Source organism: Paenibacillus sp. CB74 (genome assembly GCF_055687625.1).
Genome location: NZ_JBVMUS010000002.1, coordinates 333,696 through 346,624, shown reverse-complemented (window position 1 = coordinate 346,624; position 12,929 = coordinate 333,696). Strand labels below are relative to the sequence as shown.

Here is a 12,929-nt window from a genome sequence, read left to right as displayed (position 1 = left end):
TTACGAGGCAAACGTCTAATTGCATACTTCATAAAACCGGAAGCACCGGAATGGACCCGTCATGGGTTCGTTCCGGTGCTTTTTTTCGCACATTCTACAAGGCTATGTACTCCAGACTAAGCCAACACATTGAAGAAAGGAGAGATTATTTTGGCAAATGCTGCAGAAGATGAGATTCCAGCAACAAAGGAAATGCCCATCATTGAAGCATACTCACGTAAGCTATGGGTGAATGTCCGCGAAAAGATATTTGAATACTACCGGTCTTATTTCCACACGTTTCTAGTGAGCATTCTGATGGTTGTCAACGTGGTTACAGCTTACTCTGCACTCATTATCTATTTATCACAGTGGAAACATGATAGTGGAAATTTTATGAGTGTGCTGGAGATTTTCTTTCAGGAGCCGCCCATGTTCTTGGCTCAAGTACTGATCTTCCCATTTATTCAACTGGATGAAAATATGAGACTCTGGTGCATCTTCTTCCTTAACCTGCCGGTATTTACATGGTTGTATTCTTCCGTTGTTCAACCTATCGAACGGGGACATAAAAAATATCTGGATTGGAGGGGGAAGCGAGGCAGGATTGTTTCCGCAGCACTGAATGGTAGCGCACTAGCAATTCACTATTGTGCTATATTCGCCTGGTACATCGAACATTATCTGTTTGACTTCTTTAGCCAGATTAAGTCTGATCAAGATTACTTAATTGTCCATTCCATGACTAGTTTTGGTTATATTTTGATGGCTATTCCAGTTTTGATCTGCCTAAACGGGCTGTATCTAATTATGAAAGAATTCCATATGAATGAAGATCTACGGACGATGTTCTTTAGCTGGGAATTTGGACTTCTCGCTCGCCATGCATTCAGTCTTAAATCTGATAGCACCGATGTAATCGTCGGATGGGATGAAAAGACCAACAAACCTATCGTACTCTCCGAAAAGTCACGCTTTTTACATGAATTAATTATAGGAGCTACAGGAACAGGGAAAACCTCTACAACCATTCTCACGAGGATTGTCCAAGATCTTGTGCGGATTGCTAGAGGAAAGAGGGTCGGGATCTGCGTCCTTGAACCTAAGGGTGACCTGATTGATGATGTGTTGCTGTTGTGCGAAAAATTGGGTATACCGAAAAGTAAGATTCGAATCATCGACCCAACTAAAGCGGATCGCACGATAAAGTTTAATCCGTTTGTTGGACCGATGGATACCGCTGCAGAAACGTTCCGTGGTGTTCTTGATGCACTCGCAGGAGACCAAGATGACTTCTTCAAAGGGCAGCAATCAGAGACATCAGCCTTGTATACCATGTTGGGAAAGATAAGACATGGAAACTCCTTCTCCATCATGCACATGCAAAAAATGTACGGTGACCCTCGGTACCTCGCTGATATGACAGAAGATGTGCGCAAATGGTTGAAGGAGACTTATGAGAACCCTGTCCTAACTGAGGAAGATCGGTTGCAATTAGACCGGTATGAGCGCATTTGTTCTTACTTTGAGAATGACATCTTGGACTATAGAACCTATCGAGACAAGGAACAGAAAACCCAGCCTATTCTTTATCCTGATGGACACCCTTATGAAGGGAAACAAGTCGTAGAAAACAAAAAGGATAAATTCGTTGCTGGAGCCAAGAAATACATCAATGATATCTGTACGAATGCGCTGCTCTCTTCCCTAATGGTAGCTGAAGAAGGGGATGAAGTGCTCGATATCGATCAATTCTTAGCTGAGGGGGGCGTACTCCTGGTCAACACTGCCCTGGGGGAACTAGAAGAATTAAGTCTAAGTTTCGGACAGTTCTTCATTCGTCAGTTCCAATCCAGTGTATTTAGAAGACCGAAGGAAAATCGATTCCCAATATACTTTGATATCGATGAATTCCCACTGTTTATCAATGAGGCGTTCCAGCGTTTCTTGACGGTTGGACGATCCTATATGGTTGGTACGTTAATTGCAATTCAATCTCTGGGGCAACTGGAGACCGTTGTTCGGGGTTATGAGAAAATCATTATGTCCAATGCGTCAAACAAGACCGTTTTTGGCCGTGGTGAGGTCAGCGATAATGAATTGTTTAGTAAACAATTTGGTGAAGAACCTGTCGTTGAAGAAAGCATGAATGAGTCAGTATCACCAGCTAGTCAGCCAAATCCCTCTACGGGATACCGGTATAATACGTCAAGAAAGGAGATGCCGAGATTCACGCCTACCCAGATTATGGAACAGAAATTCAAAGGATTCATTGTTCAATTAGTCGGGCGTGACCAAGCTATTGAAAGACCAGTACAAGCTTATGGTAAATTCATTAATGAAACCAAATTCATTAAGCGTTTTGTGAAGATCGGACAAGCCGAATTGCAAACGGTGACTCATAAACCGATACAGAATCCGCTTCATTGGGTGAAAAATCTCGTGATCAGTATGGAAGCAAAAGAGGATGTACTTGAGGCCATTGCTAGAGAGAAAAGTGAGGAAAACGCCATACAAACAGCAGCTGAAGAGGGAGATCCGATTGAAGAAAATGCTGCAACCGTTGCGGAAGAAGTGCCAAATAACAGTGAGGCATTCCTAAGTCAACGTCCTGGCTTGCCGGTGCGTAATGATTTTGAAGAAGAAAACCAGGAACCGACAATCTCGGTAGACTCACCTGAGATTACGATAACTTGGCCAGAGATGCACGAGCCAGCTCAAGTAGTGCATCAAGGAGAGTCGGATTTCATTTTCTATGAAGATCCCAACCCTGAAGTTAATCCAGAGCCAGAGAATGCGAGTCGAAATACCGAGGTATATTCTGAGCCAAATGCTGAGGTTAAAGCCGAGGTTCAAAATTTTATTCGCAAGGTAGGTAATGAAAAAGGTGAACCTCCAGCAAGGTCCGATGAGTATTCTCAAGAATTGCAAACATCAAGCCAAAAAACCTTAACCATCCTTGATTTGATCGCATCAGATGCCACACCTAGTGAAACGGAATTGCAGGGATCATCACATGACGATAGCATGCCAGAAACTGAATCGGTCTCAGATGTTCAACCCAATTTCGATGATGGAATTCAGAAAAGAGTACCTGTAATGATTGCAGAAGATGATCTCTAAAATGTAATTATCACCGAAATAGTTTTAATATGTTGAAAGTAATGATGGGGCATGTCTAACTCACAGGTTTACTGTTTTTTAGAGATGCTTCTCTTATGTTCGATCACCTAATAGAAAGAGGAGAAAACACTTTGCCAAACAAGAAATAATTAACGATTAATAACTGAAGCAGCGATAAGTTGACAACTGCCCGGTAACTTAATACTATAGGGTAATCATATAGGAACTACAAAGAGGAAGCACCTCTAAGGCACAGGGAATACCTGTCCTTAGAGGTGCTTATTTTTGTTTTTTCACTAAAAATAAAGAAAAGAAGGTGCCTAATTCATGTCCACACTTACAGAAGAACAAAACACACCAAAGGCAGAAGTATGGAGAGATCTTCGTACTTCCAGAAGTCGTACGCGAGTCCTTTTTGCTGAAGTAGTCGGTCTAGAGGATCTGTCCTTAGCAGGTCAATCCATGAAGTGTCTTAAACTGGACTACAAAGGTATTTACGGATATATGCCTAGCAACAAGATTGATAATTACGAGTTTAAAAACTTGCAGCATCTTATGGGCAGCATGTTTGAATTTGTTGTGGATGAAGTCATTACGCCGAGGCAGCAGGATGAGGCTGAACCTCAAGAAGAAGTAGAAGTTGAGTACTTCTTGGCCAACCGTATTAAAGCACTCGAAGTCATGAGTGAACTATTCTGGAAGAAGGTTGAGATTGATCAGAGATATACCGCTTTTATTAAAGGTATCGATGCTTTTCGGCTGTATTTGTTAGTTGAGGGTGTCGAAATTGTTCTAGACCGTACCGAAGTGGATTACAACCTGTATGACGACTTGCGTACAGTATTTGAAATCGGTCAGACCATTGACGTGAAGGTTACGAAAGTGGATAGACCAACTGAGGACAAGCCTAAAGGCGACGTATCAGTTAGTGCCAAGGTATTGATGGAAGACCCATGGCGCTTCATCAAAGATTTCAAAGAACGTGGTACGTACCTGGGTACGTTACAAAGAGTACACCCTGAATTCGGCATGTTTGTTGAATTGAAACCTGGACTCACCGTCAAGTGTAATGTTCCTGCAGGAGCAAGTCGCCGGCCATTCAAACGGGGTGATAAAATCAATGTAAAAATCCGTCATATAGATCATGTAAAACATCAAATTCTGGGAACGGCGATTAATCTAAACAATTCAATTGGGGCAAATAACAAAAATATGTCGAGGTCCGGACTTCGTTGGTCCGGTAAATACTAATTACAGTGGGAAAAGGAATACTCGAATTCCCCGAAGGAAAACAAGGGTCAGTAGAGCGTGCTTCTACGCTGTCCCTTGTACCTCCACCGGCTACAAAGAATCCTTATGCTGAATCGTTGTGCCCCAACGACATCATGGATTTCCTTCTACCCAACGGAGAACTCTTCGGATTATATTCAGATCCCTATGCTACGTTAAGGTATCATAAGCCAGGGGAAGGATTGAGAAACGGCAGGTTTTGGTTGGAAGAACGTGTTGATGACGGCACGTTTACAGAACGTGAGATCCGATTGCTTGAATTCCTTACAACGGTGCGGGTAGCTACTCGCAATCAGATCCGTAAAGCGGTCTTCAAAGTCTCCGATGATGAAGTGGTTGTCAAAGAGTTTTTGCGAAAGTGCCGTAGGAAAGGTATTTTATGTGCCTTTACATGGGTGAGCCCTCTAAAGTCTGATCGGAAAAAGCCGTTGGTTTACGCCTTGACGAGAATAGCCGTTTCAGCAGCTCAGTATGTTTTGAAACGTAACATCCATGATGATTTCTGGTTCCAACCGATCGAAATTCAACCAGGTCGTGGTCCAGAAATGGGTCCACTATTTCAGGACCTAATTTCAGCTGAGTTGTATGCCGAGTTAACTCATATTGATCGTCTTATAACCTGGCAAAGAACACCTTTGCTACGACTCCAGAATGGTCATATTCACCATCCTACTGCAACGTTTGAAGTTATCAAAGATGCCAACGCAATCAAGCTATTCTGGCTGGAAACAATACGTGTCGGACAGGACTGGGTAAGTAAGACCCGTAACAGATTTCAGAAAATCAAAATTGCATATGATAATGTAAGTGAGTATCAAAAGCCACTACGAATTATCATTGTTGCGGACGGGGATTCTCGTATTTCCTTTCTTGAGGAGCTGGCGAAGCAATATATGCCTGATATCGAGGTACGCTTTACAACAGATGAACGGATCATCGCCGGTCTTGGTGAGGATACATTTTTGAACTGGGACCAAGAAAAAGGTGAACCCATTGCCAAACGCATTAGTTTTCTTCAACCAGGTGCTCCGGGAATGACGGCTTCAGAGTATCGCTCAGCGCAATTTGATGCACCTTATGATGAAGATTATGATGAGTAGACGGCCCTTCTTATTATTGCAACTGTACTGCTTAAACTAAGAACTAGGAAGAATAACTCCTGGTTCTTAGATTTCTTTTCTCATGAGTGTCTGGTATGAAAGGGGAATAAGAACGGATGAACGATCAAAATCATCAAAATCAACAAATGTACAGAATTCAACCCGGTGACAACTGGAGATTTGTAGAATTTGAAAATGAACCAGTCACTATTAATAATAATGAATATTCTTTCAATTCTTTCGTAAATTCGGGGAATTTCATAATACATGAAGTAGTTGCTATGAAGCAAAAGTATAGTGTACTCTACCACGTTTGGTATGAGGAAAAATAGTCTATCTGAAGCCCATTACATAATTTACCCACCAGGAAAAGAATGATATAGTTATAGTAAATTATGAGAATAAATGAACTACTTCCTGCCACGCGGCAATAGGAAGATTAACATTCACTAGCATGCAGCTTAACCCAATCTTTGATGGTTAAGTTTGTGTTCTAGTGTTTTTTTATTTAAAAATAGTGGGGTGTAATAATGATTAAAGCAGCAATACTAGTCGATGAGAACAATTTAGTATCACAGTTGAAGATGATGGGTATCCAAGGATTACATCCATGGGGATCTATCAGAGAAGTCATGAAAGAATTATTAGAAAGAGAGTATGGACCTACGGAGGTCGTATGCCACTTTTACGGAGCAGCTGCACCATTAAATAAAAACATCAACGAGCACTACAATAGAAAAAGATTCTTTCAAGCACTGAGGAAAGATAATATTATCGTGCACGAAGGGAGATGTATAAGCAATAATTCTAAATGGGAAGAGAAAGGGATTGACGTCATGATTGCATTGGATGTCGTTGAGCTCAGTAGAACCCAAAATATCATATTCTTATTTTCTGGAGATTCTGATTTAGCACCGGCTGTTGAGCGAGTGAAAAGTCCTTGTAAGGTTGTCACGGTGATAAGCAATCAATTATCATCCAGATGGATCAAGAAAGTCTCCGATAGCGTGTTGCCTTTAGAAGCGTTAATGGCAATCATCGACAAGTCCCATATTAGATATATTGATAAATAGAAGTGCGCATGTAGCACTTCTTATTTTTCAATAACTATGGTAAAATGATAGATATATTATTGGTTTTACTCAGAATCTTGCCAAGCGGCTAAAGATTAAGTTTTGCGCTAAGAATGGCCATTTATGGTATTAACTTTCCTGAATTGGGTTTGTTGATGCTGTAAATGGCCTTTTTTGGCTTTTTTCACAACCCATATTACTACACGGAGGAAAAAGTATGAAATTTCTATCAGAAGAGACCGTCAACCTTGTTAAAGCAATACCAACAGATGAACTTGCAGAGCGTTTAGGAATGTACTTGAAGCGATCAGGAAAATACTATAACCTTTGCTGTCCGAATCCTAACCATAGCGATGACCTAAAGCCATTAACTTTTATTTTTCAATCAGGTCTATTTGTTTGTTATGGGAGTGGAGGCTGCGGGGCTAAAGGTGATGCAATCGCATTCTATAGCTGGCATAAGTATGGAACATATACAGCCAAAACTGACTTCTATTACATGGTTGAAGAATTGGCTGACTTTATGGGTATTCAAGTGAGGTACAAAGATGGATCGGTCAAAGAATTAGATGCTTCAAGACCAACTTATGTTCCAAAGGAACGGACTGTCGTTCAAATTGAACCAGCGAGTGCGGATATTTGCGACCGGACATATCGTAGGTTTTTAGACTTATGTCCTCTTTATACTGACAATTTAGAAGAGTGGACCGGCCCTAAGCGTCAATATACCAAACAACAAATAGGCGCAATTGGGCTTAGATCCATACCCAGATCAGTGGAAGAAGCTAAACGCATCGTGAATACTCTAATAAAGGAAGGATATCAAATTGAAAGGGTACCTGGGTTCACTCAGTTTTTAGTAAAGGATGGAGATCCATCAAATGACCTGGATTGGTTTTGGCTCATTGCTGGTGTGGGGAAATATTACATACCGGTTCGTGATTATTTAGGTCGTATTGTACGTTTGCGACTCCGTTCCAACTTTGAAGACAAAAAGAAATACTTGTGGTTCAGTACTGAGCCCATTGAAAACAAAAGCCGTGGAGGTGCCTCTTCTGGTGCTCCGGTTAATGTGGTCATCCCTTCAGCTTATCTCTCAAAGTGGAGTCCTGGCACTGATCTTATGAAGGTATATCCGTTCAAAAAGGTACTGATTATTGAGGGCGAACACAAAGCTTACATTTGTGCGGATAAGATACGTGAACTGAATGTTTTTGGAGAGCCTATTGCAATTTTAGCGGTACCCGGCTCAGGCAATTACAAAGAGGTAATTGGTATTCTGAAGTATTGGGGGATAAAAGACGTTGCTTTAGCATACGACATCGATGCATTTTACGATGAAAAAAAAGCAACCAAAAAAAATGAATACGTTAATAAACATTTAATTGAATTGACTCAGACTTTGTTGGAGGAAGATCAGATGAACTGTGAATTACTCACATGGAACCCGAGAGAGGCCAAAGGACTCGACGATCTATTTTTGCAAACTAATAAGTTTCCAGTTACTAATAAAATAAAATAAATTATGGTTGTTCTGTTACATTATAGTTGGTAAATTGCCATTATAGTTTGACAATTGCCATTATAGTTGGTAAATGGACATTATAGTTGGTAAGTGAAAACGACGATCAAGCTTAATATAAGCTAATAACTTATAGAGTAATATTAAACAGTCCTGATGATTAAATGTCATCAGGACTGTTCTTTAATTTGTAGGGGGGTGTTAATTTGTCCACCATTGGAGAACGAATTAGAAGCATCCGGAAGCTACATAAGTATAATCAAACGGAGTTCGCAGTAATCATTGGGGTTTCTCAGGGGACACTGAGTGAGTTGGAACTAGATAAATATAAACCTTCGTTAGACATTGTTATGGCACTTCACGATCAATTTAAAACAGATCTCTATTGGTTAGTTTATGGACTTGACCAAGTCAGTGATGTATCTATCAGTAAAGGACTTGGAGATAGTGAAGTCAGACTTATTTCAGAGTATAGGAATTTAAAACCAAGTGACCAGGATGAAATTAGAGACTTTATTAAGCTGAAAATACATCGATATCATCTAAAGTAATGATTATTAAGGCGTTACATTTCAACTAAATAATATAGTAAAAGGGTAGTGCTGAGTGAAATAATCAGACACTATCCTTGTTTATTGTCAGGCATCAATAAGTTGCTTATTGAAAAGGTGAAATTCTCCTTATCATCAGTACACACACAATATATTGTGGTATAATGTATTATCGACACTATAATTAGTGTGTAAAATGAATTTTAGGAGGGGAATCATGAAACTATCTGATCATTTCAAGCAACTACTTGGGGATATCTCATTAAATCCTGCTCGGGTAGACAGAATCGATAGTGCATACGAAACTTGGAATAATATTCTAGAGAATGATGATGAGATTAAGGAGAAGTATCTTGATTTTTTTCTTCAAGGTTCTTATGCTACTAAAACTTCAATTAGACCTCAGAAGCAGGGAGAAGAATTTGATGTTGATGTTGTCCTAAAGCTTGATTTAGCCGAAGATATAACTCCTAAAGACGCATTAGATTGGCTTGTTAAACGTATGAAAACAAATGAGAGTTACAAAGATAAAATCAAGGCAAGAGATCGTTGTGTTCGTATAAATTATGCTGGTGATTTTCATATGGACATCGTCTTAGCTAAGACGTCAGAAAACGACCACATTTTAATACCTAGTAAAAAAAAGAGGGCGAGTGGAAGAAGACTAATCCCGAAGGGTTTCAAGAATGGTGTAGAGATGTTCACTATGATCATAATGAACAATTTAGGAAAATCACAAAATTACTCAGGTATTGGAGAGATCATAAGGTAGGTAAACAAACAGCTCCAAAATCGATATTATTAACGACTTTGATCGGAAATAGTATGGTTGGGAAGAATTCTGTAGCCGAAAGCTTGTTAGAGACCATAAAGCAAATACTTATTGATATTGATTCGTATATTCAACTTGATGATACTGTTTTTATTGAAAATCCTTCGTTAACTGAAGAAAATTTGGCAAGGGATTGGGATAAGGAAAAATTTGATAAATTCAAGAAAAAGCTTTCTACTTTAAAAGATGACGTTCAGAGTGCTTATGATGAGAGTAACAAAGCTGAGAGTATTAAAAAGTGGCAAGCTATCTTTGATAAATTCCCGACAGAGCTCAATGAAGCATCTGCAATGGCAACTAGAATTAATACGGGAGCTGTTCTAGTAAATACAAGTGGTCTATTAAACACAGAAGAGGGGATTAACTCACCGAAGCACCGTTTCTTTGGGGTGAATTTAAAATGATAAAGAAACGAAAAAAGAGAATTCCACCTAGACGCGTACACTCATTAAACTTAGCTTTGCAAAACTTCTGGATAAGTTCTTTCCTCAGTTCGAATATCAAGATGACGCCAAACAGTGGAGTGGCAGATTAATATCCACGCATATGCAGCAAAACTATTCAGTCAAAATTGTTTATAAATCTGAATACCCTCAAGTGTTTATTACACATCCGCAAATTATAAAAAATAGCCCGCATACATACGATGATAATTCTTTGTGTCTGTATTATCCACCAGATAAGAGTTATAAAAAGGATAAACTAATTGCAAAGACGATTATTCCTTGGACCTGTGAGTGGCTATATTACTATGAAATCTGGTTAGAGACAGGAGTTTGGTGGGGACCTGAGGCTCCCCATAGCATTCATTCATCCAAAGGAGAAAAGATTTTAAGAAAAATCGGTAGGGGGCTGTGATTTGGACTGGGAGCAAATTAAGAGTAATGGTTGGATACCACGTGACGGGAAAAACTTACGCATATTATCTCTTGATGGGGGCGGCATTAGAGGAATATTTCCTGCAAGATATCTAGCGAAATTTGAGAAAGAGACAGGCATGCCCGTCAATCAATACTTTGACATGATCGTAGGAACATCGACCGGGGGAATATTGGCATTAGGGCTCTCTATTGGGATACCAGCAGAAGAGTTAGTCACATTTTATGTATCTAATGCGCAAAACATTTTCAAAAAAAGAATGTTTAGTATGAGAGGTATATTGACTAACCAATATAAAAATACGGGGTTACGTGAAAAGCTGGCAGAGGTATTTAAAGATAACAAGATGATTGATGCTCAAACCATGCTATGTATTCCGTCCGTTGAGCATAGTAGGGCCTCGCCCAAAGTTTTCAAAACTCCACACTGTCAGCACTTGTTTAATGACGCTCAATATCTGATGTCAGATGTTGCTTTAGCAACTTCAGCTGCACCAACATATTTTCCCGCAGTTTCAATTGACGGCAATGATTGTAAAATTGATGGAGGACTCTGGGCTAATAATCCGGCTTTAGTGGGTATAGCTGAAGCTTTTGTTCTTGGTTATGATGTGAGTACGGTAAGAATGCTATCATTGGGGACAGGATCTCATATCTATAACGTGAATAATAAGATAGCGGAGAAGAGTTCACTCATTAGGTATCGAGATCGAATTGTGGATCTTACCATGCAACTGCAAACGACAAGTGCAGCATACACTGCCGGCCATTTATTAAATGAGAATATACATCGTGTTGATTTTCAATTGAAGCAACCGATGAGGTTATCTGAAACTAAGTTATCTAAACTAAATGAATTACAACACGAGGCAGATACTCAGTTTACAAGTTCTTATATGAAAGTAAGCTCATTGTTCTTACAAAGTGCCACTAAATCAGTCGGGTAGTATTTTGGATGTCGCATTCAATTCAATTAATGATGAAAATAGATAATTAATAATTTGATACACTCCCATTTAGAGCGATCACATTGAGATTGCTCTTTTCGATGTGTTTAAAAAAATGAAATTAGTTAATACATGATCCTAACTTGACGAAAAGGGGAAATGGGAGTGCCTTTCAAAGCTTTGGAGGAATTTGTGGAGAACTTACAGTACAGTAAGATGGTAAAGCTAAAAAAATGTATGGATCTACTTCGAGTATCTATAGGAGAAGATCAAATCAAACGAGGCTTAAGACGAATGGAGTGGACTGAATTAGGGATTGTCGGTTCATTTAGTTCGATGAATGTATATGAGAAGCACAATAAAAAATTAACGGAGTGCTTCGATAATCATGGTGTAATAGGGCAAGTCATGAACATAAAATGGCGGGAACTGCTATCGCACGAGCAGTTGCTTATCTCAGGCCTATGTAAACCGAAAGAGCCTTATATAAGATTCACCCCAAAAAGAACCAAGAATGAGTCTGCTTATGATTTTGATGTATACCAGTCAAAACTTGCGAACCAATCGATTCACTCGCAGTTAATCGAATGGAAATCAAATAAATGGCTGTATAACCGTTTATTCGACTCGTGGGTGATTATTCGTAAACGAGCTCTTCAGGGACTACTGGAACAAGAAAAACGTAAAGAAATCTTGCCAGTCGGAAGTATCTCTTTGATTGAGTCTGATCCGGAGATAAGCTCTTTACACGTGCAAAAATATCTGGGAAATGAACCCCTTATAAGTCGTGGTCGTGTGGATATGTCGAAAGTAAAAGAGTACGCGGCAAGAGGATTTTTTTCTCTACCTGAGATTCAACAGCTTCAGAAAATATCAGATGTAAGAAGCGCATATAGCTTAATGGAAATTAGTAGTGAGAGGCAAGCATTAATAGTACAACTTAGGAGAAATATGCACTACTCTTTCCTAAGCCCTCCTCCTCAAAATTACGTTTTGATGCGAAATGAAATGTGACATGTTTTTTCACCTTGGCAATACTAGATTAAATTAGAGACCTCAAACATAACTAGATGTTTAAGGTCTCTTCTAAATCAACTATTGAACCTGTGAATTACTTAAGTAATTCAGAAGCAATAAGCTCCATAACGACCGTCTCTCTTTCGATAGAAAATCCCATAGAGGCCTCTTTATTCCTTATTACCTGCCGGTTATGCAAAATGGCCTGGTGAATGTCGATCCAAACGGCAGACATACCATTATTCATCTCATAATCTTCGAGTTGAGCTTCTCCAAGCTGTTCATGAATGTTGCAAACATAGTAATAAGATAACATATGGATCAGATCATATTCGGGTTTGTAATGGGGACGATACTCTTCAATGTAGCCGAACTCGTTTGTTACCTCAACCTGAGTAGCGCCGGTTTCTTCGGCAATCTCTCTTCTTAGCCTACGAAGTAGGTCTTCATCCGCTTTCACACCACCTCCGGGAAAACTGTAGTCATTATATCTACGGGTATAGAGTAGAAGAATCTCAGAACCACGCATAATAATGCCACGTGCTGCTTTTCGTTCAAACATTCGTCCATTTAGGGCGGGTGTATCGGGATGAATTAACTTTTGAATCATTCTCATT

13 protein-coding genes are annotated in these 12,929 nt (G+C 39.6%); 12 read left to right on the top strand and 1 reads right to left on the bottom strand.

What is annotated here, in order from left to right:
• Positions 1-150 precede the first annotated feature (150 nt).
• From ACX9NY_RS31775 to ACX9NY_RS31720, 12 genes are all read left to right on the top strand, one after another.
• Positions 151-3,102: a type IV secretory system conjugative DNA transfer family protein gene (locus tag ACX9NY_RS31775; RefSeq protein WP_472479561.1), complete on the top strand. Its 2,952-nt coding sequence runs from the start codon at positions 151-153 to the stop codon at positions 3,100-3,102.
• 327 nt (positions 3,103-3,429) lie between these two features.
• On the top strand, positions 3,430-4,353 hold the full coding sequence (locus tag ACX9NY_RS31770; RefSeq protein WP_472479559.1) for a S1 RNA-binding domain-containing protein: 924 nt from the start codon (positions 3,430-3,432) through the stop codon (positions 4,351-4,353).
• 242 nt (positions 4,354-4,595) lie between these two features.
• Positions 4,596-5,492, top strand: coding sequence for a replication-relaxation family protein (locus ACX9NY_RS31765; RefSeq protein ID WP_472479557.1), 897 nt, complete (start codon positions 4,596-4,598; stop codon positions 5,490-5,492).
• Positions 5,493-5,608: 116 nt separating this feature from the next.
• The gene (locus tag ACX9NY_RS31760) at positions 5,609-5,824 is read left to right on the top strand and encodes a hypothetical protein (protein ID WP_472479555.1); all 216 of its coding nucleotides are present in this window, start codon (positions 5,609-5,611) and stop codon (positions 5,822-5,824) included.
• Between the two features lie 198 nt (positions 5,825-6,022).
• The gene (locus ACX9NY_RS31755; protein ID WP_472479553.1) at positions 6,023-6,565 is read left to right on the top strand and encodes an NYN domain-containing protein; all 543 of its coding nucleotides are present in this window, start codon (positions 6,023-6,025) and stop codon (positions 6,563-6,565) included.
• 217 nt (positions 6,566-6,782) lie between these two features.
• On the top strand, positions 6,783-8,087 hold the full coding sequence (locus ACX9NY_RS31750) for a CHC2 zinc finger domain-containing protein (protein WP_472479551.1): 1,305 nt from the start codon (positions 6,783-6,785) through the stop codon (positions 8,085-8,087).
• A 206-nt stretch (positions 8,088-8,293) separates the two neighbouring features.
• The gene (locus ACX9NY_RS31745; RefSeq protein ID WP_472479549.1) at positions 8,294-8,638 is read left to right on the top strand and encodes a helix-turn-helix domain-containing protein; all 345 of its coding nucleotides are present in this window, start codon (positions 8,294-8,296) and stop codon (positions 8,636-8,638) included.
• 217 nt (positions 8,639-8,855) lie between these two features.
• On the top strand, positions 8,856-9,410 hold the full coding sequence (locus ACX9NY_RS31740; RefSeq protein ID WP_472479547.1) for an SMODS domain-containing nucleotidyltransferase: 555 nt from the start codon (positions 8,856-8,858) through the stop codon (positions 9,408-9,410).
• A 53-nt stretch (positions 9,411-9,463) separates the two neighbouring features.
• Positions 9,464-9,874, top strand: a complete 411-nt coding sequence (locus ACX9NY_RS31735) for a hypothetical protein (protein WP_472479545.1) — start codon at positions 9,464-9,466, stop codon at positions 9,872-9,874.
• A 43-nt stretch (positions 9,875-9,917) separates the two neighbouring features.
• Positions 9,918-10,328 (top strand): type II CBASS E2 protein, encoded by a 411-nt coding sequence (locus tag ACX9NY_RS31730; protein WP_472480366.1) that lies wholly within the window; start codon positions 9,918-9,920, stop codon positions 10,326-10,328.
• A 1-nt stretch (position 10,329) separates the two neighbouring features.
• Positions 10,330-11,295 (top strand): CBASS cGAMP-activated phospholipase, encoded by a 966-nt coding sequence (locus ACX9NY_RS31725; RefSeq protein ID WP_472479543.1) that lies wholly within the window; start codon positions 10,330-10,332, stop codon positions 11,293-11,295.
• A 165-nt stretch (positions 11,296-11,460) separates the two neighbouring features.
• Positions 11,461-12,309 carry a hypothetical protein gene (locus ACX9NY_RS31720; RefSeq protein ID WP_472479541.1) on the top strand — a complete coding sequence of 283 codons (849 nt, stop codon included), beginning with the start codon at positions 11,461-11,463 and terminating at the stop codon, positions 12,307-12,309.
• A 97-nt stretch (positions 12,310-12,406) separates the two neighbouring features.
• Here ACX9NY_RS31720 and ACX9NY_RS31715 read toward each other — a convergent pair whose 3' ends face one another.
• On the bottom strand, positions 12,407-12,928 hold the full coding sequence (locus ACX9NY_RS31715) for an NUDIX domain-containing protein (RefSeq protein ID WP_472479539.1): 522 nt from the start codon (positions 12,926-12,928) through the stop codon (positions 12,407-12,409).
• Position 12,929 lies beyond the last annotated feature (1 nt).